Below are 23711 nucleotides of genomic sequence, written 5' to 3' on the forward strand. Positions count from 1 at the left end.
CCGGTGGGAGAAGGAACATCACACGTCGGCCGCGACAAACCCACCCGTCTGCCGCTTCCACAACCGAGCATAGAGGCCATCGCGCGCGATCAGCTCGGCATGCGTGCCGGTCTCCACCACTTCGCCTCGATCCATCACCACCAGCCGGTCCATCCGCGCGATGGTGGACAGGCGATGGGCGATGGCGATCACCGTTTTTCCCTGCATCAGCGTATCCAGGCTGTCCTGGATGGCCGCCTCCACTTCCGAGTCCAGCGCGGAAGTCGCCTCGTCGAGCACCAGGATCGGCGCGTCCTTCAGCAACACGCGCGCGATGGCGATGCGCTGCCGTTGCCCGCCGGAAAGTTTCACGCCGCGCTCCCCGACCTGGGCGTCGTAGCCGCGTCGCCCCTGTCCATCCACCAGGTCGGCGATGAATCCATCCGCGCGCGCGCTGCGCACCGCGGCGATCACTTCGTCCTCGGTCGCTTCGGGGCGTCCGTACAGCAGGTTCTCGCGGATGGACCGATGCAGCAGCGAAGTGTCTTGGGTGACCACGCCGATCTGCCCGCGCAGGCTTTCCTGGCTGACTGTCGCGATGTCCTGCCCATCGATGAGGATGCGTCCCGACTCCAGATCGTACAGACGCAGCAGCACGTTCACTAACGTCGACTTTCCTGCGCCCGAGGGACCGATCAGGCCGATCTTCTCGCCCGGCCGCACCTGCAGGTTCAATCCTGCGATCACGCCTCCGCGCTTGCCGTAATGGAAATGGATGTCCTGGAACTCCACCTCGCCACGGGTTATCGCCAGCTTGCCTGCCTCGGGCGCGTCCATGACCGCATTCGGCTTGGCCACGGTCTCCATGCCGTCCTGCACCGTTCCTATGTCCTCGAAGATGCCGTTCACCACCCACATGATCCAGCCGGACATGTTCTCGATGCGGATCACCAGGCCGGTGGACAGCGCGATGTCGCCCACCGTGATCAGCCCCTTCTGCCACAACCACAGCCCCAGGCCAGCAGTGATGACCACCAGCAGTCCGTTGAGCACGGTCAACGTCACGTCCATGCCGGTGGTCATGCGGGTCATGATGCGTACCTTGGCCACGTTCTCCTGCACGGCCTCGGCCACGTACGCGTCTTCCTGGCGCGTATGCGCGAACAGCTTCAAAGTGGAGATGTTCGTATAGCCGTCGACGATGCGGCCCATCAGTTGCGAACGCGCTTCCGAGGCTTTCCAGGAACGCTCCTTCACCCTCGGCACGAAGAACGCCAGCGCACCGATATACAGGAACACCCAGACGATCAGCGGCAGAGTCAAGCGCCAGTCCGCCTGCGCGAACAGGATCAGCGCGCTACCGGTGTAGACGCTGACGTACCACAGCGCGTCCACGATCTGCACCGCCGATTCGCGCAGCGAAGCGCCTGTCTGCATGATGCGGTTGGCGATACGGCCGGCGTAGTCGTTCTGGAAGAACGAGAGGCTTTGACGCACCACGTACTGGTGCTGCTGCCAGCGGATGCGCGCGGTCAGCCCCGGGGTAACGGCCTGATGCATCAACAGGTCGCTCAGCGCGATCAGCACGGGTCTGGCGATCAGCGCGACGAAGGCCATGAACAGCAGTTCGCGCCCGTGGCGTGCGAAGAAATCGGGCGCGGGCACATCCTTGGTCAGGTCCACCAGCCGGCCGAGGAAATCGAACAGCGCCACTTCCACCAGCGCGACCACGAAACCCAGCGCGCACATCACCCCCAGCACCGGCCACGCCTGGCGCAGGTAATGCACATAGAAACGCCACACCCCGCGCGGCGGCATGCGCAGGTCCGGTTTCCCGAACACCTCGATCAGCGATTCGAACCAGCGGAAGATCATGCGCGCATTATGACCTGGCCCTGCGTAGGAGCTGCGTAAGCTGCGACCGGAGATTCGGCATTGCGCAAGTTTTCGCTCATCCGACGGTCCATATCCGCAGCTTACGCAGCTCCTACGGAAGCAGATCCCCGTCCGCCACGATCACGCCATTGTCGTCGGCGTACAACCACTGTCCCGGCGTGAATGTGATGCCGGCGAAGCTCACTTCGACATCCACCTCACCCGCGCCGAGCTTCTCAGTCTTCACCGGACAGGCCGCCAGCGCCTTCACGCCCAGCGGCAGTTTCGCCAACGCCTCGACGTCGCGTACGCAGCCATTGATCACAAAACCGTTCCAGCCATTGGCGACGGCTTTTTCGGCCAGCATGTCGCCCAGCAGCGAACGCCGCAACGAACCACCGCCTTGCACCACCAGCACCTTGCCCCGCCCATCGACGCCGACCAGGTCGCGTACCCGCGAGTTGTCCTCGAAACAGTCGATCGTGACGATGCGTCCGCAGAACGCCGGCTTGCCGCCGTAATCGCGGAAAACCGGCGCGGCGACGGCGACTTCAGGGTGGGCGTCGCACAGGTCGGGCGTGGTCCAGCTCATCGCGATTCCAAGGAATGGGGCTACGGCATTCTAGAGTGCCCGGCTGATGGTGAAGCTGCCGAACACCGGCGCCTCCACCTGGCCTTCGAATTCACGGCTGCGGTTGTAACGGGCCAATGCGAACTTCCAGCGCCCCTTGGTCACCGCGAAACCGTAGCCCACCTCGCCCACCAGCGCCTCCTTGTCCACGCTGTGGCTGTGCCTGAAGGTGTTGCCGTCCAGGGTGATGTCGCGCAGCACCCAGCGTGCATCGAAGGTCAAGAACATGTGGATGCCGAAAGGACCTCCCACCTGCCGGCTATGCGTGGGCGCGGTGTTTTCGCCGGCCGGGCGCAGCGGCGTACTGCCGAAGTCGTCGGGCAGGTGGCGGCCGAAGCGCACTTCCGCGCCGGCGTTGGCGTAGGTGGCCAGGTTTCCCAAGCTGCCGCCATAGTGGGTGATGGCGTCCCAGCCCCAATCTCCGTTTTCGGGCGAAAAGCGACGCATGCGTTCGTGCACGAGTCGGATCACCGGTTCGTCGTGGAGCTGATTGTCCCAACCTTCGAACCGCGGATCGCCAAGGATGCGATGCACTTCGTTCTGGACCTGCTCGCCCAATGCCGAAGGACCCACAATGCCGAACTGCAGCTGGGTGGTGCGCAGGTGGTCGCCGTTGCGGGCGTTGTAGCCCAGGCCGACCAGCAAAGCCGCGGCATAGGGCCGATCCTCCACGATCAAGTCGCTGCGCGTGTAGTCGGTCGGGGTGAAGATGCCCTGAGCGAAGGTCACCACCATGTTCTGCTGCTCGAAACCTTCCGGGGTCAAGGCATCCAGATGGCGGTTCATCCAGCGCGCCAGTCGCGGCAGGCAGGGATCGTCGGTGTAGTCGACCAGATTGGGCGACACCAGGGTCAGCTGCACGCCGTTGCTGTAGCCCTGGTCCTGTTTGCCGAACAGGTCGTTGTCGATACGGAAATTGACCGTGGGCGGCAAGTCGGTGCGTTTCTCGCATCTCTCTGCATCGGCGGCCAGCGCGTTGCCGCAGGCGAGCGCAGCCAGGAACAGCCATCCTGTTCTCAGCATCGTATTTTCCATGGGGTTGTGGGGGGTGCCGCCTACATGTAGATGCATGCGGTTAAAAACAATGTGAAGGGCCACGCTTTTTCCCGTTTACGCATGCGCGATCGCAAGCTCTGCGACCTGGGCCACGCAAGATGGCAGCGGCCGGCGTCCTGGACTATCCTGCCGAAACCAAGGGAGAAACCCGTGCAGTTCCTGTCGCTGGTCCCGCAAGCGCCGCTTAGCCACCTGATCGAAACGATCTGGGATTGGGAAGCTGCGTTCCAACCACACCGCCTGGAACGGGTGCTGCCGGTCGCCAATGCCGGGCTCATCATCAATCTCGCCGAGGACCAGACCCGCGTCTACGACGAACAGTATCGCTGCACCCGCTTCAGCGGTTCGACGCTCGACGGCCCCCGCACCCGCAGCAACATCATCGATACCGAGGAACAGGTCGCGGTCATGGGCGTGGTGTTCCGTCCCGGCGGTGCGGCGATGTTCTTCCGCGAAAGAATGGACCGGCTGGCCAACGACAGCGTCGATCTGGAAGACCTTGTCGGCAACAGCGTTGTTCTGCTCCGCGAGCGATTGCTGGAAGCCGGTAGCCCGCGCCGCAGGTTGGCGCTGCTCCTGCAATGGCTGGAAAAACGTGCATCGCCGACCGCATCGACCAACCCCCTCCGATACGCACTGGCTGCGCTCGATTCGGATCCGCGCATCGGCGCATTGACTGCCGCGGCGCGCGATCTGGGCTGGTCGCCACGCCAGCTCGGCGAACGTTTCCGCCAGCAGGTCGGCATCACTCCCAAGCGCTATCTGCGCCTCAGGCGTTTCCATCGGGTCATCGCGACGACTGAAGCTCGGGAGCGCATCGACTGGGCCGGCCTGTCGCTGGACTGCGGCTACCACGACCAGGCCCACATGGCCCACGAATTCCGCGAATTCTCGGGACTCAGCCCTGCCACCTATAGCCGCCAGCGCGGCCCGTGGAGCAACCATATCGCTTTGCCATGACCGCGGAAATCTACAAGACCCGCGCCGCCGGATGACCCCAGCATGCCCGCACACCAGAACCAGGAAGAAATCCGATGCCACTCGCCGCCGATACCACCAGCACCATCATCCCTTGCCTGCGCTACCGCGATGCGCATGCCGCCATCGACTGGCTGTGCAAGGCCTTCGGCTTCAGTCGTAATGCGGTCTACGCCGACGGCGACACCGTGCATCATGCGCAGCTGACCTTCGGCAACGGCATGATCATGCTGGGTTCGGCCGACAACCAAAGCGAATGGGGAAAACAGATAGCGCAACCGCAGGACATCGGCCTGCGCGAAACCCAAAGTCCCTGCGTGATCGTCACCGACGCCGATGCGCACTACGCGCAAGCCAAGGCCGCCGGCGCGGTCGTCGTCATGGAGATCGCCGATCAGGGTTACGGCGGGCGCGGTTATTCTTGCCGCGATCCGGAAGGACATCTCTGGTGGTTCGGCAGCTACGACCCTTGGAAGGCAGAATGAGTCCCCGCAGAGACAAACCCACGACCGATCTTTTTTCCCCCTCGCCGCCGCCGATGCCGTCGCGCATACGCGTCGGCATCGGCGGCTGGACTTACGCTCCTTGGCGCGGCGGTAGGTTCTATCCGGTGGGACTGGTGCAGCGGCGCGAGTTGGAATACGCCAGCAGGCAGCTCACTTCCATCGAGGTCAACGGCACCTATTACGGCGCGCAGAAGCCCGCCACCTACGCCAAATGGCGCGATGAAACGCCGGAGGGTTTCGTTTTCTCCGCCAAAGCACCGCAGCGGATCATGGAATCGAAAGCGCTGTCGAAGACCGGCCATCAGATCGAGGATTTCATCGACGGGATCGTCGAGCTCGGCGGAAAACTGGGGCCGTTGGTCTGGCAGTTCGACAAGGGCAAGCGCATCGACGCCGCGGAGTTCGAGGCATTCGTCGGACTGCTGCCCACCGAACAGGCCGGCCGCAAGCTGCGGCATGTGCTGGATGTGCGGGATCCGACATTCGTGGGCAAGGACTATTTAGCCTTGGCGCGAAAACACGGCATGGCGACGGTATTCACCGACTCCGAAGAGCATCCTTCCTTCGCCGATCTCACCGCAGATTTCGTCTATGCGCGGCTGATGCGTTCGCAGGCCGGCATCGAGACCGGTTATCCGAACGCGGAACTCGGCCGATGGGCCGAGCGCGCCGTGCTTTGGTCGGAAGGCGGCGATCCCGCCGATCTGCCGCACCTAGAGACCGGCACCCCAGCGAAGCGTACACGCGACGTCTTCCTCTATTTCATCAGCAGCGCCAAGGAGCGCAATCCGGCTGCCGCGATGGCTTTGCTCGAGCGCCTGGGCGCTATCGCCAAGTCGGGAGGTTAACTCTTGCGCTTCGGCGCGACCGCTTTCTTCGCGGTCGTTTTCTTCGCGGGTTTCTTGCTTACGGGCTTTTTCTCGGAATTCTTCCGCACCGCCGCTTCATAGGCCAGCTTCGCCCAGGGGCGCATCGCCTGCGCGGACTCCATCGCCTCGGCAGGCGGCAACCAGTAACTCATTGTCACCGGCTTGCCCTTGCCCTGATAGACGAAGGGATGCCCGCCTGCCTGCTCGAAGGCGCCGACGGTGGCCGCATCGGTCTTGAGGTAAAGCTCCTCGCCGATAACAAGCCCGATGATCAGACCGTCGTGATAAAGCCCTTGTCCGCCGAACATCTTGCGCAGGACTACAGGGCCCAGCTCCGAAAACAGGTCGCGCAGATAGCCGGTGAAGGATTCGCTCATTGCGGCTCTCGTGGTTTCGTATCGCCAGCGCGTGCCGGCTTCGGCGACAATAATGGCATGCCTCTATCGCCTACCGCCAAAGCTCAGCTGCAGATCCACTTCTGCGTGCTGTTGTGGGGCTTCACCGCCATCCTGGGAAAGATGATCACGCTGCCTGCGTTGCCGCTGGTGTGGTGGCGCATGTTGCTGGTGGTGGCGGCGCTGGCCGTGCTGCCCGCCGTCTGGCGCGGCCTGCGGGCCATGCCCGCCAGGACGATGCTGGCGTACGCCGGCATTGGCGCGTTGGTGGCGCTGCATTGGCTGACTTTCTATGGCGCGGTCAAGCTGGCCAATGCTTCGGTGGCCGCCACCTGCATCGCCCTGGCCCCCGCGTTCACCGCGGTGATCGAACCCTGGCTGGCGCGACGGCCGTTCTCGCTACGCGAACTCGCCTTCGGACTGGCGGTGCTGCCGGGCGTCGCCCTGGTCGTGGGCGGCGTGCCCGACGGCATGCGCACCGGCATCGCGGTCGGCGCGCTCTCCGCGCTGCTGGTCGCCTTGTTCGGCTCCTTGAACAAACGCATGGTCGATGGCGGCGATCCGCTGACCGTCACCGGGCTTGAGCTGGGTGCGGGCACCCTGCTGCTGACCCTGCTTGCTCCGTTCATGCCAGTGCTGTTCCCCGCCTTCGCCGGCGACTTGCTGATCGTCCCCAGCTTGCACGATGGCTTGCTGCTGTTGACGCTGTCGTTGGCTTGCACGCTGCTGCCCTTCGCCTTATCGCTGGTCGCGCTGCGGCACCTCAGCGCGTACGCGGTGCAACTGGTGACCAACCTGGAACCGGTCTACGCCATCATCCTGGCGATCGTGCTGCTGGGCGAACAACGCGAACTCACCTCGCTGTTCTATCTGGGCGTGGCGATCATCCTGGTAGCGGTATTCCTGCATCCGCTATTGGACCGCAACAAGCGCGTCCAGCACCCCGAGGTGATCGCCATCTCCGAGGCCAAGGGCATCGTCGAATGAGCGCCGCTCACCACTCGGTGCGTTGAGGCAGCAGTCCCCGCAATTCGATCTCAGTGAGGTTGCGCCACTGGCCGGGCTTCAAAACGCCGAGTTTCAGGTTGTCGATGCGCACCCGGCGCAGTTGCTTGACCCGGTAGTCGAACGCCGCCGACATCAGCCGGATCTGCCGGTTCAACCCCTGGGTCAGCACGATGCGGAAGCCGAATTTCGCGAGCTTCGCGGTCTTGCACGGCAGCGTGGTCTGATTGTGCACGCGCACGCCGCGCGCCATGCCGCGCAGGAATTCGTCGGTAACCGGCTTGTTCACCGCGACGTGGTATTCCTTCTCGTGCTTGTTTTCCGCACGCAGGATCTCGTTGACGATATCGCCATTACTGGTCAGCAGGATCAGGCCTTCGGACTCCTTGTCCAGGCGGCCGATCGGGAAGATGCGTTCCTGGTGGTCGATGAAGTCGATGATGTTGCCTTCCACCGCCTGCTCGGTGGTGCAGGTGACCCCCACCGGCTTGTTCAACATGATGTACACGTGCTTGCGGCCGCCGGCCTTCTTTTGACGCACGCGTAGTTCCTGCCCATCCACCTTGACCTCGTCGCCCTCGCCCACCACCGCGCCCATGCCGGCGGGCATGCCGTTGACGGTGACGCGACGGTCCGCGATCAGGCGATCCGCTTCGCGACGCGAGCAGAAGCCGGTTTCGGCGATGTGTTTGTTGAGGCGGGTGGTGGTCATAGCGTCATTATCCCGGATAAATCCCGGGGCGCGGCCGGCAAAGACCGATCAGGGCGCCGCTTTCTTCGCTTTCTTGCTTTCGCGCTTGATCGGACCCGCCACCGGGCAGATCTCGAAGGCGAACTGGGTCAACGTGTTGACCAGATTGTCCGGAATCAGCTTGTAGACCACGAATTGGCCGCGCCTCTCGCCGATTATCAGGCCCGCATTCTCAAGTACCGCCAGATGGCGCGAGATGGCCGGCGAGCTCATGTCGAAGCGCGCGGCGATGTCGCCCGCGGGCAATTCCTGCTCGGAGAGATAGGCCAGTATCTGGCGCCTTGGCATGGAGGCCAGGGCTTCGAAGATCTTGTCGGTGCTCATTTCACTTGGTCAAGAGTAGGCGTTTTCGATCCATCGCCCGATAAGCCGCCAGCCGGTTCAGGCCGACGGCTGAAGTATACCCAGACGTACCAGAACGTCGTCGCACTGATCGCTCCCATCACACCGATTACCGCTACTTCCTCAAGATAGCTGAGCCATCCGTACAGCGTCGGCACACCGTCCTTCACCATATCGACGAACTGGCCGTGCCAACTCGTTGAAAAGGAGGATCGGGAGCCAGTATCCAGTGGCCATCCCAGTATGGCCAAAGGCAAGCCACCGGTAACGAAGCCCGCCGCCAGCAAAGTGGTTATCCGTTCCCTGTGCAGGAACCTGAGCAGAAAGAATGCCGGCAAACCCAGCATCACCACCCATGCCAGAGAAAACAGCAAGGAGATATAGAAGACAGACAACTCCTCTTTGACGTCTTGCCAATCCACGATCGCCAACGATACGCAAAGCAAAATGACGGGCACCACCGAAGCGGACAAGAACGTGGCGACAGCGACCGCGAACCATTGGTTTCCTGTCTTCGCAGAACCGCGCCCTCCTGAGAGGACGCGGGATAGGTTGGCATTCATCGCACGAGCCCTGGATCAACGATACGAACGCGGAATCGGCGGAATGCCCAGCGCAACGTCGGCCTGTGCAGCGCGGTTGTCCGCGGCCCAGGCGGCGACCGTACGGCCATAACGGGCGATCATCATCATGTTGAAGAAGTGCATCGCACCCAGCACCAGCACCGACAGCCCTACCTTGCTGCCGACGTAGGGAATCATCGACACCACGGCCTTCTGCGCATCCCAGCCATCCAGGCGCAGGGCGATGAAACCTATGTTGATGAGATAGAAGCCCACCACCAGCAGATGGTTGGTCGATTTGGCCAGCACTTCGTTCTGTCCGAAGCACATCACCAGGAAGACTTCCCCGTTCTTGGACAGCGTGCGCGCCACCCAGATCGTCATGGCGATGGAAATGCCCAGATAAAGCAGATAGCTCAGTTGCAGCGTCATGGCCCTACTCCTTCAGTCAAGATAAGTAATATGCTTATTTAACTAATATCTTAAATATAGGAGAGGTCAAGTCAAGCCTCAAGCCGGCCCGGTCCGACGAACGGTAGCGATGGCGGTTCTGCCAGAATCTTCCGGCAGGCGAGTTCTACAGAACCCTGAACAACTCGAATGTCATCCCGAGCGTAGCGAGGGATCTGCTGTTTTGCAGGGAAAAACAGATCCCTCGCTGCGCTCGGGATGACAGGAAAAGGGTTGTTCGGATCTTCCCTAGGCGCGCGGCTTGGGCGGTCCCTTGCGGTGCAGCTTGCCCGGAGGACCCGGCTTGAAGCCCGAAGGCTTACCGGTACGCGCCGCCGCGGGCTTGAACTTGCGCGGCGCCGCATCGCCGCCGGCATCGCCCTCGCCCACCTTGTGGATGCGGAGCTGCTGGCCGGACACCCACACCTTCTTCAGGTGCATCAACAGCTCCTTGGGCATGCCCTCGGGCAGATCCAGCACGGTGTAGTCGTCCTGGATGTCGATACGGCCGATGTACTTGCTGTCCAGGCCCGCCTCGTTGGCGATGGCGCCGACGATGTTGGCCGGCTTCACGCCGTGCGCGTGGCCCACTTCGATGCGGAACGATTCCATGCCCACGTCGGGTTTCTCGCGCGGCGCTTTGTCGAAGCGCGGACGTTCGCTGGCCGGGGCATCGAAGCTGGGACGCTCGATGCGCGAAGTCTCGCGTGCGGGTTTGTCGAAACTGCGTGGCGCGGGACGCTCGAACGGAGTTGCGCTTTCCTCGCGACGGGGCGCCGAACGCTCCTCACGCACAGGGCGCGCCGCCGGTGCAGGCCGCTCCGCGTAGGCCGGACGATCGCCATGCGAAGAGCGTTCGCTGCGCTGCGGACGCGCGGGACGCTCGCTGCGTTCATGGCGCTCGTTGCGTTCGTACGCCTGCGGCGCCGCCGGCGTGCGGTCCGGGCCCAGCAGCAAAGGCGTATCGCCCTGCAGCAAGCGCGCCAGCGCGGCGGCGATGTCGACCATCGGCACGTTGTTTTCCTGCTCGTAGCGCTCCACCAGGGAACGGTATTCGCCGGGTTCGCCGGTCGCCAAGGAATCAGTGATGCGACCCAGGAAGCGCTCCACCCGCTTGTCGTTGACCGCTTCCACGCTGGGCAGCTTCATTTCGTCGATCGGCTGGCGGGTGGCGCGTTCTATCGAACGCAACATGCCCTTCTCGCGCGGAGTGACGAACAGGATCGCGTCGCCGCTGCGGCCGGCGCGGCCGGTGCGGCCGATCCGGTGCACGTAGCTTTCGGTGTCGTAGGGAATGTCGTAGTTCAGCACGTGGCTGATGCGCTCCACGTCCAGTCCGCGGGCGGCCACGTCGGTAGCGACCAGGATGTCCAGCTTGCCGTCCTTCAACTGCTGGATGGTGCGCTCGCGCTGCTGCTGCTGGATGTCGCCGTTGATGGCGGCGGCAGCCAGTCCGCGCGCCTGCAGCTTCTGCGCAAGCTCTTCGGTGCCCAGCTTGGTGCGGGCGAACACGATCATGGCTTCGTAGGGTTCGGCTTCCAGGATCCGGGTCAGCGCGTCCAGCTTGTGCATGCCGCTGACGAACCAGTAACGCTGGCGGATATTGGTCGCCGTGGTGGTCTTGGAAGTGATGGTGACTTCCTGCGGATCGCGCAGATAGGTCTGGGCGATGCGGCGGATGACCGCCGGCATGGTCGCCGAGAACAACGCGACCTGGCGCTGGGGCGGAGTCTTCTTGAGCACGGCTTCGACGTCGTCGATGAAGCCCATGCGCAGCATTTCATCGGCTTCGTCCAGCACTAGCGTGGTCAGCTCGGACAGGTCCAGGGTGCCGCGGTCCAGATGGTCGATGACCCGGCCCGGCGTTCCCACCACCACATGCACGCCGCGCTTCAGTGCGGTCAACTGCGGCGCATAGCCCTGTCCGCCGTAGATCGGCAGCACGACGAAGCCGGGAATCTTGTTGGCATAGCGCTGGAAGGCCTCGGCCACCTGGATGGCCAGTTCGCGGGTCGGCGCCAGCACCAGCGCCTGCGGCTTCTTCTGGTCCAGCTTGAGCCGGGACAGGATCGGCAACGCGAAGGCCGCGGTCTTGCCGGTGCCGGTCTGGGCCTGGCCCAGCACGTCCTTGCCGGCCAACAACGCCGGAATAGTAGCCGCCTGGATGGGCGAAGGGGTCTCGTAACCCACCTCGGTGACCGACGCCATGACGGGCGCGGAAAGACCGAGATCGGCGAAAAGCAGTGGGGTATCGGATTCGTTAGACATGCAGAAAACTCCGGCGCGCCAAGGAAAATGGCCTACGCAAGGCGATATTGTGCGCTCTGCGGTAAGAGCTGTCGCCCTAAAACCGTGGCACGGGAACGGAATCGGCGCGAATCCGCTCGCTAAGACCGCACTTGTGCGGCCGCTTTCGCGCCCTAGCCCGGAACCGGCCTAGCGAGGCCGGAGTCTACAAAAGCAGAGGTTATGCGAGCGCCTTGCCGCGATAGCCGAAGCCGACCATACGCCGGGACTGCTCGTCCCACAGCTTGAGGCGGGCGCACTTCAGGCTGGACCACAAAGTCAGGCGCGGGGCCGATTGCAGCAGCTCGCTGGACTCGAACGCCTCGCGCAAGCGGTAGTTGGGAATGCGGCTGGCCAGGTGGTGGATGTGGTGATAGCCGATATTGCCGGTGAACCAATGCAGCACGGCAGGCAGGTCGAAGTACGAACTGCCGGACACCGCGGCCTTGCCGGCATCCCACTCTTCCTTGTTGGTCCAGTAGGCGCCTTCGAAGGTGTGCTGCACATAGAACAGCCATACGCCCATGGCGCCGGCCATCAGCACGATGGGCAGGTGCACCATCAGCACCGTGTGCCAGCCGATGGCGAAACCCAACGCGCCACCCACAAGCAGCAGCATCAGGTTGTTGAGCATCACGCTGGCCCATTCCTTCTTCCAGCTGAAAGGAAGATCGAACGGGAAACGATGTTTGATGACGAACTGGTACAGCGGGCCGATGCCCAGCAGCACCGGCGTACTGCGGTAGAAGCGGTAGCAGAAGCGGCCGAACCACGAGCGCGATTCGTACTCGGCCACGGTCAGCGTTTCGATGTCGCCCATCTCGCGGCGATCCAAATTGCCGGAAGTGCCGTGATGGATCGCGTGGGTCTTCTTCCAGTAGCCGAATGGGAACAGGGTGATCAGTCCCAAGCTCGCGCCGACGATATGGTTGGCGCGCTCGCTGGCGAAGAAGGAACCATGCCCGCAGTCGTGCTGGATGATGAAGAGGCGCACATAGAAGCCGGCGGCGGGAACGGCCATCAGCAACGTCCAGCCATAGCCCCATTGATCGACCACGCTCCACGCCATCAACGCCCAGATCGCCAGCAACGGCGGCAGGGTATTGAGCAACTGCCAGATGGCGCGGCTGAGGCGCGGCTTGGCGAAATGCGAGCACAGCTTTCGTAGTTGGGCAGCCGTGGCGGATGCCTGAAGGTCGGAACTCAAGAAATATCTCCCATGGGAGTCACGATTGTCAGGGACAGGTGAAGTCAACGCAATGACATGCGCCGGCGTATGGCCGGTTTTGTTCATCCCCGCCCACTTTCCGTGCGGATTGGGCACACCGAGCCGTGATTATTCCCGCGCCGGTGCGAATCATGAGGGCAGACAAGCACAATTGCGCAGGCAGCTGAATGGGGCACACGGCAACCATGGCAAGGGGCACCCAACCGCAGGAGCGCTTCGGCGAGCTGCTGGAACAGCACCGCGGGATCGTATTCAAGGTCGCCAACACCTACGGTTTCCATGCGGACGACCGCGCCGACCTTGCCCAGGAGATCGCTGCCCAGCTATGGCGCGCCTTTCCAGGTTACGACGCCGAAAGGCCGTTCTCGACCTGGATGTACCGGATCGCGCTGAACGTGGCGATCTCGCATGTGCGCAGTACCGCGCATCGGGGCAGGCACTCGATTCCGCTGGACGAAACGCTGCACGACATCGCCGACGACAACGGCGCCAACCACGAAACCGACCAGCAGGTGCGCACCCTGCACCGCTTCATCGCGCAGCTGGACAAGCTCAATCGCGCCTTGCTGCTCCTGTACCTGGAAGACCAGAGCTACCGCCAGATCGCCGAAATCCTGGGAATCAGCGAAACCAACGTGGCCACCAAGATCAGCCGCCTCAAGCAACGCATCCGCAACGAAATCTGACCCGCACAGACAATCATGGAAAACATCATGGAACTCGACGAACTGAAAGCCACCTGGCAGGCACTCGACCGCAAGCTGCAGCAAAGCAACGCGATCCAGCTGCAACTGTTCAAGGATGGAAGGATGAAGAACATGCGCGCCGGTCTTCGACCGCTGTTCTGGGGACAGATTGTGCAAATCCTGTTCGGCGTGGCGACCGTCCTGATCGGGATAGCTTTCTGGTCGCAAAATCGCGATGCCGCGCATTTATTCTGCACCGGACTGATCCTGCATATCTACGGAGTGCTCACGATCATCGCGGCCGGCTTTACGCTGGGCAGAATCCGCATCATCGACTATGCCGCACCGGTGCTGAGTATCCAGAAGCAGCTCGCTTCAGTGCGCCGTGCATACGTGGGCAGTGGCATTGTCGTGGGCTATTCCTGGTGGTTCCTGTGGATTCCGTTCGCCGTGGTCGTGTTCGATTTTTTGGGAGTCGACATTGTCACGGTTGCGCCCGGATTCGTGCTGCTCAGTATCGTCATTGGCATCGTCGGACTGCTGGCGATGTGGGGGTTCCATGGCTGGGCGAGCAGTTCGCGCCGCGGGAAGTTCGCTCAGCGCTATGCAGAAAACCTGAGTGGCGGCAGCTTGCGAAGGGCACAGCGTGTTCTGGACGAGGTGAAGCGGTTCGAGACAGAGTGAGCCAGGGACTCGGTGGGTGGGCCGCGCACTTGGTCTGTTTCGAGCAACACATTGGCAAAATTTGATCAATAGGGTTCGAAACGCTTCGTCACGCGGTACTCTGGCCGCGACCCCACTGCGTGAAACACCCGGAACATGCCCGTCCTCGAATTCGAACTGGATCGCGATCATGTCGAACTCAACCAGCTGCTCAAGCTGGTAGGCATCTGCGACAGCGGCGGTGCCGGCAAGGCACTGGTGGCGAGCGGCGCGGTGTCAGTGGATGGCGTCATCGAACTCCGCAAGACCTGCAAGATCCGCGCCGGCAGCACGGTGGAACTGGAAGGCGTGACCATCCGGGTGATCGACCCGCGCCACTGAGCTTTCCTGGCACGACACGCATGGCGACTCGCGACGATCATGGTCGAGGCATAATCGAGGCTTTCCGTGATTTCAGGAGCCTGGCCTTGACCATTCTTGCGGCAATCATCCTGGTGGCGGTGCTGGCCGTGCTCGCATGGGCCGTGTTCGCCTTCAACCGCCTGGTGCGTCTGCGCAATCAGGTGCGTACCGCCTGGGCCGATATCGACGTGCAGCTGATCCGCCGCCACGACTTGGTTCCTTCACTGGTATCGGCGGTGCAGGCATACGCGGGTCACGAACAGGCGGTTCTGGCCACGGTGACTGAACTGCGCGGCCAAGCGATGGCGGCGCGGGCGCCGGGGAGACTGGGCGCTATCGAATCGGCGTTGGAGCAGGGCATCGGCCGGCTGCTCGCGCTCAAGGAAGCCTACCCCGACCTCAAGGCCAGCGAGAACTTCGCGCAGCTGCAACGCGATCTGGTGCAGGTGGAGGAACAGCTGCAATACGCGCGCCGCTTCTACAACGGCGCGGTCCGCGACCTGAACGATGCTGTGCAACGGGTGCCGGATCTGTTTGTCGCCCGCGTTGGCGGATTCGACAATGCCGAGTTCTTCCAGGCCGACGACGCCGGCCGCGCGGCGGTGAAAGTGGAGCTTTCCCGATGAAGCGGATTTTCTTCGCATTGCTGCTACTGCTTGCGGCGCCGCTGGCCGCCCAGGAACGCATCCTTTCCTACGACAGCGAAGTGCAGGTCGGCACCGACGGCAGCCTCGACGTCACTGAACGCATCGCGGTGCGCGCCGAAGGCAACAACATCCGCCGTGGCATCTACCGCGACTTCCCCACACGCTACAAGGACCGCTACGGCAATCGGGTCGTGGTCGATCTGCAGGTGATCGACGTACAGCGAGATGGAAAGCCCGAGCCGTGGTTCACCGAAAAGAAATCCAACGGCGTGCGCATCAATACCGGCAACGACGATTTCCTGCCGACCCCAGCCGACTTCGTTTACACCCTGCGCTACCGCACCACCCGCCAGCTGGGTTTCTTCGCCGACCACGACGAGCTGTACTGGAACGCCATCGGCACCGGCTGGGAATTCCCCATCGAACGCGGCAGCGTGGAAGTGCGCCTGCCCTCCCCCGTTCCCATGGACCGCATCCAAGTAGAGGCCTACACCGGCGCGCAAGGTCAGAAGGGCGATGCCTACGACGCGAAGGTCACAGCCCCCGGCATAGCGCGCTGGTTGCTGACCCAACCGCTGGCGCCGCGCGAAGGCTTCACCATCGTGATGAGCTTTCCGAAGGGATTGGTGGCACAAGCCAGCTCCATGCAGCGCTGGATGTGGTTGTTGAAGGACAACCGTGGCGTGCTGATCGCGCTGGCGGCGCTGATCGCGCTGCTGGTCTTCTGTTTCCGTCGCTGGCACCGGCTGGGCCGCGACCCAAAGCCAGGCGTGATCATCGTCCAGTACGATCCGCCTCCGGGCTACTCTCCCGCCGGCTTGCGCTTCATGCAGCGCATGGCCTACGACACCCGATGCTTCTCGGCGGATCTACTGTCCCTGGCAGTGGCCGGCAACGTGCGCATCCATCGCGAGAAGGGCTTCCTGAGCGACGACTGGGAGCTGGAGAAGACGGCCGACGCGGCGCCGGCGGGGATCGAAGAGCAGAGAATCCTGCAATCGCACCTGTTTAAGAACGGCAACCAGAAACTGGAATTGAAGAACACCAATGCCAGCACGGTCTCTGGCGCTCAGTCCGCCCATTCCGCGGCGCTGGAGAAGCGCTTCAAGCCCGCCTTGTTCGCGCGCAACGGCGGCAGCATCGCCATCGCCGCGGTCATCGCCTTGGTAGGCGCTGCCGCATCGCTGGCCCTGAGCGGCGGCGGCGGCATTCCTTTCATCCTCATCGTCGTGGGGTTGATGCTGATCGGGGTGGTCGTCTTCGGTGTGCTGATCAAGGCGCCGACGCTCGCCGGACGCAAACTTCTGGATGAGATAGAAGGTTTGAAACGCTACCTCAGCGTCGCCGAGCGCGATGAACTGAAAAATATTCCCGGCCCCGATGCGCCGCCGGCACTGGACGCCAAGCGTTACGAAATGCTGCTGCCGTACGCGGTAGCGCTGGAGGTCGAGGACGCATGGACCAGGAAGTTCACCGTGGCTGCAGGCGCTGCCGCGGTAGCCGCGGCGACGGCAGGCATTTCCTGGTACCACGGCAGCAACATCGGCGACCTGGGCAGCTTCACCAAGGCAGTGGGCAGCAGCCTGAGTTCGCAGATCGCTTCTTCTTCGAGCGTGCCCGGCAGTTCCTCGGGTGGCGGAGGCGGCGGCTCCTCCGGCGGCGGCGGCGGCGGCGGTGGGGGTGGCGGCCGTTGAAACCGCCCTCGTCCTGGTACGTCTACCTGATCGAATGCCGCGATGGCAGCCTGTACACCGGTATCGCGGTCGACGTAGCTCTGCGCTACGCAAAGCACGTCGCGGGGAAGGGCGCGCGGTATACCCGTTCGCATCCACCGCTGCGGTTGTTGGGGCAATGCGCTTATCCCGGTCGCTCCGAAGCCAGCCGCGCCGAATACCTTATCAAGCAGCTTTCAGCCGCACAAAAACGCCAGTTATGTGAGAGCTGGGGACTGGGAACGCCCAAAGAAACTGAAACAGAGCAATCCGACGCTGTTGGCGTTTAACGAAGCCGATCCTCCGCGATAGGATCTCTTACTCGCCTCCTGTCCGGCCCGCAGCACGCACGCCATCGGCATCATGGGCGGACAACGGGCTTTCGATCGGGCACTTCCGGTCGGGAAAACCGTAGCTTTCCCTCAGCGTCAGTCCGCAAGCATCCACCGCCTCGGTGCTGCTGTCGGGCAGCTGGCATTCGCGTTCGAAAGCGCGCATGAACTCGTCCTTGCGCCGCACGAAATCTTCGCCGCACTTGCGGGTCAGGCCGATGCGTTCCAGGTCGTCCTGCACGGCGTTGGTGCCATCCAGCCCGTATTCCACCAGCTCGTCCGCGGAAAGCAGCCGCAGCTTGCGGTTGGGCACGGTCATCATCAGGTCGGCCACGGCCACCGATGCGCCATTGCGTTCCAGATACTCCTTCATCTTCTCGTAGACCTCGCGCAGCTCCTGGCTGAGCTCGGCGCGCGTGGTCGCGGTCGAATCCACACGGATCATCCGGTGGATGCCGACCTTGCCGGCGATCTGGCGGTCATCGCCTGCAGCCAGGATCAGCACGCAGGCGCTGTGACAGATGGCCTGATCTCCCACGCGGATGGTCCATTTCGAAGCACCGATGGCGTCGCCCGCCTTCATGGCGTCTTCCACGTGGCCGCCGCTGGAATCCAGATCTAGGATGCGTTGCTCGATCTTCAGGCGCTCAGCGACATTGCCCACTCGCTCCACCAGCGCGGTGAAATCGGTGGCGATCTTGCCTTCGTAGTTCAGCCGCAGCATTCCGGCTTGCTTGCACTTCTCGACTGCCGCATTCACTCCGGCGTACGACAGATCGGTCAGCGGTTCGCCTCCCCTTGCCGCGATCGGATCGGATTCGCAGCTGATCGCGGCCTCTCCGGAAGTCAGCTCGACCCCCGGCCAATTCGTGCCTTTCAATACATCGGCCTTGGATGCTACCGGCACGGGTGTCTGAGAGCCGCCGCTGAGCGCGCCGCTCTGTCCCGCGCTGGCGGGCACATCGACGATGGTGATCGGGGGCTCGACCGGCGCCTTTTGCTGACAGGCAGCAAGGCAGGCAACAAGTACGAACAGAAACCGTTGTTTGGACATGCCGCGTCGTTATCCGGAATGAGGAAGCACTGCATCGCGACGTGCGACGAGCAGTCCTCAGTCTAGTGTGTGACCGGGGAACGAACCAAACGAAGCGTGAATATAGCCGCCGGAGGCGCGCAGGCCCGGGCTGTCGTCGCAACCCGGCCTGCGTCACGCCGCTGGAAGCCGCTACAGCGAGGCAAAGGCCTCGGGCGCGGCAGCAGTCCCTGTGCCTGCGTAAATGAATTTTTCGTGCCCGCGCATTTCACGAAACCGAACGCGCCGACAGAAGCGCCGCGCTTACTCCGCCGCCATTGCCGCCAGCCGGACGACGGTATTCATGTTGCGCCCGGTCCCGCTCTTCGCCGCGGGAATGACCAGCTTCGAATCGGCCATGCCTTCCCCGTAATGCACGTAGATCTCGCGCTTTCCCGGCACGATCCGTTCGTCCTTGAGGTGCCTGACCGTTTCCAGCGTATCCGCAGGCGGAGCGCCATCGAGGAAGATCGTTACCACGCGGTTGGGCGCAGCCTTGGGAAAGGGATTGGCGGCAATGACCGCGGCCATCTCGGCGCCGGTGCGCACCAACACGCCCACCGGCTTGCCCGCATACCGCGCCAGCGCCTCCTCCAGCGCCGCTTTCACCTGCACCGCGCTGGAATCGCTGCGCAACAGCACATTGCCGCTGGCGATATAGGTACGCACAGCTTGAAAGCCGGCGGATTCGCACAGGGCACGCAATTCGGCCATGGGCAATTTTCCGGTTCCGCCGACATTCACGGCGCGCAGCAGGGCGATGTAGGTGTTCATGCGAACCTGGTTGGTCGAATCGACGCAGCGTCGGATCGGCAGGTTACCCTTTCCCATCACTGGGAAGCGGCACCGAGGAAGCGGCAATGAAAATAATCCTGTTGGGCGCCAGTGGAATGGTGGGACAAGGCGTACTGATCGAATGCCTGCGCGATCCGCGGGTCGAACGCGTGCTCGCCGTCGGCCGCTCCGCCAGCGGACGCCAGGATGCCAAGCTGCAGGATCTCATCCATGCAGATCTGTACGACCTGTCGGCAGTCGAGGGTCAGCTGCGAGGTTACGACGCCTGCTTCTATTGCCTGGGCGTGTCGTCGGTAGGCATGGCCGAAGCGGAGTACACGCGCATCACCTACGACATGACCCTGGTCGTGGCCAACGTGCTGGCCAGGCTCAACCCCGGCATGACTTTCATCTATGTCAGTGGCGCGAATACGGATTCCAGCGAACAGGGACGATCGATGTGGGCCAGGGTCAAGGGCCGCACCGAGAACGCGCTGCTGCGCCTGCCATTCAAGGCCGTCTACCTATTCAGGCCCGGCGGAATTCAGCCGCTGCATGGCGTGCAGCCGAAGGTGGGTTGGATACGCGCCATCTATGCGATGACCGCGCCGCTGCTGTCGCTGGCGGTGCGTTACGCGCCGAGCGCAATGACGACTTCGGAACGTGTGGGCCTGGCCATGATCAACGCGACCGCGCGCGGCACACCCAGCCGGATACTGGAAAGTCGCGACATCAATAACGAAGCGCGGCTGGACTAGGACGCGCGAGTCGGTTTCAGGCGTGGCTATCGTCGCGCCGCAACGACCAGAAGGGGATGTCGCGACGGAGACGGTAGCCGTTTTGCGCGTACAACTCTTTGGCCCTGCGGTTCTCGTGACTCACGTGCAGGAACGGTGTCAGTCCGCGGCTAAGAATGTCGTTGGACAACCAGATCAACAAGTGCCGTGCGTAACCGCGGCCGTTGAAATCGGGATGCGTGCAGACCGCGCTGATTTCCGTGTACTCGTCCATGCCCATGCGCTCGCCGATCATCGCCGCTAGCCGGCCCTCCTGGTAAATGCCGAAATAGCAGCCCAATTCCACGGTGCGCGGCCGGAAGTAATGCGGATAGACCAGCGCCGTCAGCGCCAGCACATCGGCTCGATGGATTTCCGTCAGTTCGATGAGATCCGGACCACCCACTTCGGGAATCGGAGCGGAACAGACCATTTGCGCCAGCAAGGCCAGCTGCCGCATTCGCCAGCCTTCGGACTCCGCCGGCGCCCGTCCCAGCAGCAATACGGTGTCGTCGCGCGGCACCAGCGATTCCAGCGATATTGCCGCGTCGACGCCGTCGGCTGGTACGCCCAGGAAGGGCGCGACGTCCGGCGGATAGCGCGCCGCATCGCCGTCGCGCAAGGCCAGCGAACGATGCCGGCTGGCCAGGGATTCCCAGATGGGATTGTCGAGGGGATGCGGACTCATGGGAGCCCGAAGTCTGCCATCGCTAGCAACAGAAGCGCATAACGCATACGACTCTCCGATTCCTAAAGGCTTGCGGCGATACGCCCAACCTCGGCGATGACCGAATTGTTCGTTTCCTGCGATGCGGTGGATTCGGCGTGATATGCCGTCACCAACAAAGGCGCGCGGCCAGGCGGCCAAACGATGGCGATATCGTTGGTCTCGCCCTTGCCGCTGGTGCCGGTCTTGTCACCCGCCCGCCAGCCCTTTGGCAAGCCGCCGCGAATACGCTGGCCGCCGGTGGTGGTGGCGACCAGCCAGTCGGCAAGCTGCTTGCGCGAGGCGGGCAACAGCGTATCGCCCAGCAGCAGCAAGCGCATGTCGTCGAGCATTGCGGCCGGAGAAGTGGTGTCGCGCGGATCTCCGGGAATCGCTTCGTTGAGTTCGGTTTCCCAACGATCCAGCCGAGTCACGTCGTCTCCCAGCGATCGCGCGAACGCGGTCAGTCCGGCCGGTCCGCCAAAGCTGGCCAGCAACAGGTTGCCGGCGGTGTTGTCGCTGAGGGTAATGGTGGCGTGGCACAGCTCGGCCAGGCTCATGCCAGGTTCGCCGACGTGTTTCTCGGTGACCGGCGAATACGCGACCAGATCATCCTTGGAGTAGACGATGCGACGGTCCAGCCGCTCCTCGCCACGATCCACCCGTGCAAGTACCTGCGCCGCGGCAAGAAACTTGAAGGTGCTGCACATCGGGAAGCGCTCATCGGCGCGATGGCCGACGCGCTTGCCGGTGCCCGTGTCGAGGAGGGAGACGCCAAGACGACCTCCGTGTCGGCGCTCCAGTGCTTCGAGTTGGTCTTGCGCTTCGGCGTCGCGCTTTCCCGCCGCGAACGCGCCTCCGAAGGGCGCGAGCGTAGCGCTACAGGCGATGGCGAGCAGCAGCGAGCGGCGTGAAGGATCTAGGGTCACGTATTTCCATTCGCATCGGGAGGGCAGGAGAAAATATCACTTCGTCCCGCCGCTCTCTACCGGCGACCGTTCCCTTCAAGACTCAAGGCGTGTCCTTGCTCGGCACCCACACCATCCACGACACACCGAAGCGATCGTTGACCATACCGAAGCTGGAGGCGAAGAATGTGGCCAGCAACGGCTGTACGACTTCGCCCTCCTGAGCCAGTCCCTCGAAGAGCCGCTTGGCCTCTACATCGTCGGCCGCCGCCAGCGAGAGGCTGACGCTCTTGAATTCGGGTTTGCCGGCACTGAATCCATCCGACAGCAGCAACTGCGTCTGTCCGACCTGCAGGCTGGCGTGCATCACCTTGTCTGCGGGCGGTGTGGGGCCGCTCCCGTCCCCGCATTGCGAATCTTGTTCGGGGCTCTCGCCGAAGCGCATCAACATGACCACCTCGGCGCCGATCGCCTGGCGGTAGAAAGCGATGGCCTCGTCGCAACGGCCATCGAAAAAAAGATAAGGCTGGATGTACATGAAGCGCTCCTCTTGGCGGTTTTATGGGGATGAAAGCGGACTTTCACGCATACGACGAGCCAGAGAGACCAAAATCGACATCGCTGGTCACGCGGCACCTCACTTCGCTTACCACTTTTCACAGCCGGGTCGCACGCCACGCGCGATCGCAGGCGATACCGATGCCTCAGGCCAGCACTTCCACCGCATCGCCGACGCGTACGCTGCCCGCGGAGCGCGGGATGAGGTTCTGGCCGAAAGTCACGCCACCGGCGGTGCGGCGGTAGCCGATCAGGGTGCGCAAGGGCTCACCGTCGGGATCGCGCTCGCCGCTCATCGGATCGACGGTGGTGAAGACGCAGCGCGTACAGGCCTTGGCCACCTCGAACTCCACCTCGCCGATGCGGATGCGTTTCCAGCCATCCTCCGCATGCGCGGCCACGCCGTCCACCACCAGGTTGGGGCGGAACCGCAGCATGGAAACGGGCTTGGCCAGGCGGGCGTTCAGGCCGTCCAGCGCGGCGCGCGAGATCAGCAATAACGGAAAGGCATCGGCAAAGCTGACTTCGTCGCCCGCTTGCGAATGCGGGTCGCTTATCGCCCGACTGACGCCGGCATCCATGTGCACCAACCGCGCGGGCTGTTGCAGGAATTCGCTCAGCCAGGCCTCGGCCGCCGCGCCTGCGGGCTTCGCGGCGACCTCGTTCTTCCATACGTTGACCGATACGGTCGCGTCGGTTTGCGGAAACGGCACGGACAGCGACGGCATGCCGGGCGCGTTCAGCGAAAGCCCTGTGGGCACGGGCTGCGCGCGCACCAGGGTCAGCCGCGGCAGCTCCCTACCGGTACGGAAGCGATTCTCGGCATCCACCACCATCCAGCGCCGGTCGTGCTGCAGGCCGCGCGGCTCCACCATCGCCATTTGCGTCTCGAGCGGAGCGGAAGATTTGATCGGGTAAAGGTAAAGGTCGGAAAGGCGCATGCGCGGTCAGTCTGAAGGCCGGTGCGTGCATGGTAGTGCAAGCCAAGGAGACGAACAGCCGGCGGTTTGGTCGGTGATTCTCGCCGCTGCCAGCGACGCTCCGCTTCGTCGCATCAAAGAACACGAAGCGAATGCCTTTGTGACCGGACATTAACCTCGGCGGGCGCATCGTGGGCGTTGCGGATCCCTTGACCGCGCGATGGAGACCAACGATGTCCTATATCGACGGATTTGTAATTGCGGTACCTACCGCCAACAAACAGAAATTCATTCAGCATGCCAACGACGGCGACTCGGTCTTCGTCGAGCATGGCGCCACCCGCATCCTCGAATGCTGGGGCGACGACGTCCAGAACGGCAAGCAAACCGATTTCCGTCGCGCCGTGAATGCGAAAGACGACGAAACGGTGGTTTTCTCCTGGATCGAATGGCCCGACAAGGCAACACGCGATGTGGGTATGGAAAAAGCCATGAAAGATCCCAGACTCTCGCCGCAGTCGAACCCCATGCCGTTCGACGGCATGCGCATGATCTTCGGCGGCTTCGCGCCGGTGGTCGAACTCGGCAAGAACAATCTGAATTCCTGATCGAACGTTTGCGGCATGCGTACGGCGGGCCAT

At 63.1% G+C, this 23711-nt stretch carries 28 protein-coding genes; 12 read left to right on the top strand and 16 right to left on the bottom strand.

The annotated features are described in order from the left end of the window. Positions 1 to 18: 18 nt before the first annotated feature. From J2W94_RS13895 to J2W94_RS13905, 3 genes are all read right to left on the bottom strand, one after another. Positions 19 to 1851, bottom strand: coding sequence for an ABC transporter ATP-binding protein (locus J2W94_RS13895; protein ID WP_310094893.1), 1833 nt, complete (start codon positions 1849 to 1851; stop codon positions 19 to 21). 115 nt (positions 1852 to 1966) lie between these two features. Further along, positions 1967 to 2446, bottom strand: coding sequence for a ribonuclease E activity regulator RraA (rraA, locus tag J2W94_RS13900; protein WP_310094534.1), 480 nt, complete (start codon positions 2444 to 2446; stop codon positions 1967 to 1969). Between the two features lie 30 nt (positions 2447 to 2476). Next, positions 2477 to 3508, bottom strand: coding sequence for a lipid A deacylase LpxR family protein (locus tag J2W94_RS13905; protein ID WP_310094538.1), 1032 nt, complete (start codon positions 3506 to 3508; stop codon positions 2477 to 2479). Between the two features lie 183 nt (positions 3509 to 3691). Between J2W94_RS13905 and J2W94_RS13910 the strand changes: the two genes are divergently transcribed. From J2W94_RS13910 to J2W94_RS13920, 3 genes are all read left to right on the top strand, one after another. Beyond that, positions 3692 to 4501 (top strand): helix-turn-helix domain-containing protein, encoded by an 810-nt coding sequence (locus tag J2W94_RS13910; protein WP_310094539.1) that lies wholly within the window; start codon positions 3692 to 3694, stop codon positions 4499 to 4501. A gap of 74 nt (positions 4502 to 4575) precedes the next feature. After that, entirely contained in the window at positions 4576 to 5004 is a 429-nt protein-coding gene (locus J2W94_RS13915) for a VOC family protein (RefSeq protein ID WP_310094542.1), read from the top strand. Next, positions 5001 to 5873, top strand: coding sequence for a DUF72 domain-containing protein (locus J2W94_RS13920; protein WP_310094544.1), 873 nt, complete (start codon positions 5001 to 5003; stop codon positions 5871 to 5873). The genes J2W94_RS13915 and J2W94_RS13920 overlap by 4 nt, the downstream gene beginning before the upstream one ends. Here the strand turns inward: J2W94_RS13920 and J2W94_RS13925 are convergent. Further along, positions 5870 to 6271, bottom strand: a complete 402-nt coding sequence (locus J2W94_RS13925; protein WP_310094546.1) for a TfoX/Sxy family protein — start codon at positions 6269 to 6271, stop codon at positions 5870 to 5872. The genes J2W94_RS13920 and J2W94_RS13925 overlap by 4 nt on opposite strands. A 57-nt stretch (positions 6272 to 6328) precedes the next feature. Between J2W94_RS13925 and J2W94_RS13930 the strand changes: the two genes are divergently transcribed. Continuing rightward, on the top strand, positions 6329 to 7276 hold the full coding sequence (locus J2W94_RS13930) for a DMT family transporter (RefSeq protein WP_310094548.1): 948 nt from the start codon (positions 6329 to 6331) through the stop codon (positions 7274 to 7276). A gap of 7 nt (positions 7277 to 7283) precedes the next feature. Here J2W94_RS13930 and J2W94_RS13935 read toward each other — a convergent pair whose 3' ends face one another. The 6 genes from J2W94_RS13935 to J2W94_RS13960 form a co-directional block, all read right to left on the bottom strand. Then, complete coding sequence (locus J2W94_RS13935) at positions 7284 to 8006, bottom strand: pseudouridine synthase (protein ID WP_310094552.1); 723 nt, start codon at positions 8004 to 8006, stop codon at positions 7284 to 7286. 48 nt (positions 8007 to 8054) lie between these two features. Then, a complete protein-coding gene (locus J2W94_RS13940; RefSeq protein ID WP_310094555.1) occupies positions 8055 to 8369 on the bottom strand; it encodes a metalloregulator ArsR/SmtB family transcription factor in 315 nt (104 codons plus the stop codon). After that, entirely contained in the window at positions 8366 to 8950 is a 585-nt protein-coding gene (locus J2W94_RS13945) for a hypothetical protein (RefSeq protein ID WP_310094557.1), read from the bottom strand. Before J2W94_RS13945 ends, J2W94_RS13940 begins: the two co-directional genes overlap by 4 nt. A 15-nt stretch (positions 8951 to 8965) precedes the next feature. Beyond that, a complete protein-coding gene (locus tag J2W94_RS13950) occupies positions 8966 to 9382 on the bottom strand; it encodes a hypothetical protein (protein WP_310094559.1) in 417 nt (138 codons plus the stop codon). A gap of 267 nt (positions 9383 to 9649) precedes the next feature. Further along, positions 9650 to 11668 carry a DEAD/DEAH box helicase gene (locus tag J2W94_RS13955; protein WP_310094562.1) on the bottom strand — a complete coding sequence of 673 codons (2019 nt, stop codon included), beginning with the start codon at positions 11666 to 11668 and terminating at the stop codon, positions 9650 to 9652. Positions 11669 to 11867: 199 nt separating this feature from the next. After that, positions 11868 to 12893 carry a fatty acid desaturase gene (locus tag J2W94_RS13960; RefSeq protein WP_310094565.1) on the bottom strand — a complete coding sequence of 342 codons (1026 nt, stop codon included), beginning with the start codon at positions 12891 to 12893 and terminating at the stop codon, positions 11868 to 11870. 206 nt (positions 12894 to 13099) lie between these two features. Between J2W94_RS13960 and J2W94_RS13965 the strand changes: the two genes are divergently transcribed. The 6 genes from J2W94_RS13965 to J2W94_RS13990 all read left to right on the top strand — a co-directional run bounded on the left by J2W94_RS13965 (position 13100) and on the right by J2W94_RS13990 (position 17314). Continuing rightward, positions 13100 to 13600: an RNA polymerase sigma factor gene (locus J2W94_RS13965; protein WP_310094567.1), complete on the top strand. Its 501-nt coding sequence runs from the start codon at positions 13100 to 13102 to the stop codon at positions 13598 to 13600. A gap of 27 nt (positions 13601 to 13627) precedes the next feature. Next, the gene (locus J2W94_RS13970; RefSeq protein ID WP_310094570.1) at positions 13628 to 14284 is read left to right on the top strand and encodes a hypothetical protein; all 657 of its coding nucleotides are present in this window, start codon (positions 13628 to 13630) and stop codon (positions 14282 to 14284) included. 135 nt (positions 14285 to 14419) lie between these two features. Next, entirely contained in the window at positions 14420 to 14644 is a 225-nt protein-coding gene (locus tag J2W94_RS13975) for an RNA-binding S4 domain-containing protein (RefSeq protein ID WP_310094573.1), read from the top strand. 86 nt (positions 14645 to 14730) lie between these two features. Further along, on the top strand, positions 14731 to 15291 hold the full coding sequence (locus J2W94_RS13980; RefSeq protein ID WP_310094576.1) for a LemA family protein: 561 nt from the start codon (positions 14731 to 14733) through the stop codon (positions 15289 to 15291). After that, positions 15288 to 17006 (top strand): DUF2207 domain-containing protein, encoded by a 1719-nt coding sequence (locus J2W94_RS13985; RefSeq protein WP_310094579.1) that lies wholly within the window; start codon positions 15288 to 15290, stop codon positions 17004 to 17006. Before J2W94_RS13980 ends, J2W94_RS13985 begins: the two co-directional genes overlap by 4 nt. Continuing rightward, positions 17003 to 17314, top strand: a complete 312-nt coding sequence (locus J2W94_RS13990) for a GIY-YIG nuclease family protein (RefSeq protein WP_310094581.1) — start codon at positions 17003 to 17005, stop codon at positions 17312 to 17314. The genes J2W94_RS13985 and J2W94_RS13990 overlap by 4 nt, the downstream gene beginning before the upstream one ends. A gap of 28 nt (positions 17315 to 17342) precedes the next feature. Here the strand turns inward: J2W94_RS13990 and J2W94_RS13995 are convergent, their stop codons facing one another. Both J2W94_RS13995 and J2W94_RS14000 read right to left on the bottom strand, forming a co-directional pair. Next, the gene (locus J2W94_RS13995; RefSeq protein ID WP_310094583.1) at positions 17343 to 18410 is read right to left on the bottom strand and encodes a hypothetical protein; all 1068 of its coding nucleotides are present in this window, start codon (positions 18408 to 18410) and stop codon (positions 17343 to 17345) included. Positions 18411 to 18692: 282 nt separating this feature from the next. Then, positions 18693 to 19202, bottom strand: a complete 510-nt coding sequence (locus J2W94_RS14000) for a DUF1697 domain-containing protein (protein WP_310094586.1) — start codon at positions 19200 to 19202, stop codon at positions 18693 to 18695. An 86-nt stretch (positions 19203 to 19288) separates the two neighbouring features. Between J2W94_RS14000 and J2W94_RS14005 the strand changes: the two genes are divergently transcribed. After that, positions 19289 to 19960: an NAD-dependent epimerase/dehydratase family protein gene (locus J2W94_RS14005; protein WP_310094590.1), complete on the top strand. Its 672-nt coding sequence runs from the start codon at positions 19289 to 19291 to the stop codon at positions 19958 to 19960. Between the two features lie 16 nt (positions 19961 to 19976). On the opposite strand, the gene J2W94_RS14010 is transcribed toward J2W94_RS14005, so the two are convergent. From J2W94_RS14010 to J2W94_RS14025, 4 genes are all read right to left on the bottom strand, one after another. After that, positions 19977 to 20666 (bottom strand): GNAT family N-acetyltransferase, encoded by a 690-nt coding sequence (locus tag J2W94_RS14010; protein WP_310094593.1) that lies wholly within the window; start codon positions 20664 to 20666, stop codon positions 19977 to 19979. Between the two features lie 62 nt (positions 20667 to 20728). Continuing rightward, positions 20729 to 21613 (bottom strand): class A beta-lactamase, encoded by an 885-nt coding sequence (gene bla, locus J2W94_RS14015; RefSeq protein ID WP_310094596.1) that lies wholly within the window; start codon positions 21611 to 21613, stop codon positions 20729 to 20731. Between the two features lie 82 nt (positions 21614 to 21695). Then, a complete protein-coding gene (locus J2W94_RS14020; protein ID WP_310094599.1) occupies positions 21696 to 22130 on the bottom strand; it encodes a VOC family protein in 435 nt (144 codons plus the stop codon). 166 nt (positions 22131 to 22296) lie between these two features. After that, entirely contained in the window at positions 22297 to 23091 is a 795-nt protein-coding gene (locus tag J2W94_RS14025; RefSeq protein ID WP_310094602.1) for an MOSC domain-containing protein, read from the bottom strand. Between the two features lie 212 nt (positions 23092 to 23303). On the opposite strand from J2W94_RS14025, the gene J2W94_RS14030 reads away from it, so the two are divergent. Continuing rightward, positions 23304 to 23678, top strand: coding sequence for a DUF1428 domain-containing protein (locus J2W94_RS14030; protein ID WP_310094605.1), 375 nt, complete (start codon positions 23304 to 23306; stop codon positions 23676 to 23678). Positions 23679 to 23711: the final 33 nt, after the last annotated feature.

This window comes from Pseudoxanthomonas sacheonensis (assembly GCF_031455975.1).
GTDB classification, from domain to species: domain Bacteria; phylum Pseudomonadota; class Gammaproteobacteria; order Xanthomonadales; family Xanthomonadaceae; genus Pseudoxanthomonas_A; species Pseudoxanthomonas_A sacheonensis_A.

Excerpts from the sequence above, each read along its gene's own strand:
- rraA (WP_310094534.1), bottom strand. The coding sequence starts at position 2,446 with ATGAGCTGGACCACGCCCGACCTGTGCGACGCCCACCCTGAAGTCGCC.
- J2W94_RS13905 (WP_310094538.1), bottom strand. The coding sequence starts at position 3,508 with ATGCTGAGAACAGGATGGCTGTTCCTGGCTGCGCTCGCCTGCGGCAAC.
- J2W94_RS13915 (WP_310094542.1), top strand. The coding sequence starts at position 4,576 with ATGCCACTCGCCGCCGATACCACCAGCACCATCATCCCTTGCCTGCGC.
- J2W94_RS13920 (WP_310094544.1), top strand. The coding sequence starts at position 5,001 with ATGAGTCCCCGCAGAGACAAACCCACGACCGATCTTTTTTCCCCCTCG.
- J2W94_RS13925 (WP_310094546.1), bottom strand. The coding sequence starts at position 6,271 with ATGAGCGAATCCTTCACCGGCTATCTGCGCGACCTGTTTTCGGAGCTG.
- J2W94_RS13930 (WP_310094548.1), top strand. The coding sequence starts at position 6,329 with ATGCCTCTATCGCCTACCGCCAAAGCTCAGCTGCAGATCCACTTCTGC.
- J2W94_RS13935 (WP_310094552.1), bottom strand. The coding sequence starts at position 8,006 with ATGACCACCACCCGCCTCAACAAACACATCGCCGAAACCGGCTTCTGC.
- J2W94_RS13940 (WP_310094555.1), bottom strand. The coding sequence starts at position 8,369 with ATGAGCACCGACAAGATCTTCGAAGCCCTGGCCTCCATGCCAAGGCGC.
- J2W94_RS13945 (WP_310094557.1), bottom strand. The coding sequence starts at position 8,950 with ATGAATGCCAACCTATCCCGCGTCCTCTCAGGAGGGCGCGGTTCTGCG.
- J2W94_RS13950 (WP_310094559.1), bottom strand. The coding sequence starts at position 9,382 with ATGACGCTGCAACTGAGCTATCTGCTTTATCTGGGCATTTCCATCGCC.
- J2W94_RS13955 (WP_310094562.1), bottom strand. The coding sequence starts at position 11,668 with ATGTCTAACGAATCCGATACCCCACTGCTTTTCGCCGATCTCGGTCTT.
- J2W94_RS13965 (WP_310094567.1), top strand. The coding sequence starts at position 13,100 with ATGGCAAGGGGCACCCAACCGCAGGAGCGCTTCGGCGAGCTGCTGGAA.
- J2W94_RS13970 (WP_310094570.1), top strand. The coding sequence starts at position 13,628 with ATGGAACTCGACGAACTGAAAGCCACCTGGCAGGCACTCGACCGCAAG.
- J2W94_RS13975 (WP_310094573.1), top strand. The coding sequence starts at position 14,420 with ATGCCCGTCCTCGAATTCGAACTGGATCGCGATCATGTCGAACTCAAC.
- J2W94_RS13985 (WP_310094579.1), top strand. The coding sequence starts at position 15,288 with ATGAAGCGGATTTTCTTCGCATTGCTGCTACTGCTTGCGGCGCCGCTG.
- J2W94_RS13995 (WP_310094583.1), bottom strand. The coding sequence starts at position 18,410 with ATGTCCAAACAACGGTTTCTGTTCGTACTTGTTGCCTGCCTTGCTGCC.
- J2W94_RS14000 (WP_310094586.1), bottom strand. The coding sequence starts at position 19,202 with ATGAACACCTACATCGCCCTGCTGCGCGCCGTGAATGTCGGCGGAACC.
- J2W94_RS14005 (WP_310094590.1), top strand. The coding sequence starts at position 19,289 with ATGAAAATAATCCTGTTGGGCGCCAGTGGAATGGTGGGACAAGGCGTA.
- J2W94_RS14010 (WP_310094593.1), bottom strand. The coding sequence starts at position 20,666 with ATGAGTCCGCATCCCCTCGACAATCCCATCTGGGAATCCCTGGCCAGC.
- J2W94_RS14020 (WP_310094599.1), bottom strand. The coding sequence starts at position 22,130 with ATGTACATCCAGCCTTATCTTTTTTTCGATGGCCGTTGCGACGAGGCC.
- J2W94_RS14025 (WP_310094602.1), bottom strand. The coding sequence starts at position 23,091 with ATGCGCCTTTCCGACCTTTACCTTTACCCGATCAAATCTTCCGCTCCG.
- J2W94_RS14030 (WP_310094605.1), top strand. The coding sequence starts at position 23,304 with ATGTCCTATATCGACGGATTTGTAATTGCGGTACCTACCGCCAACAAA.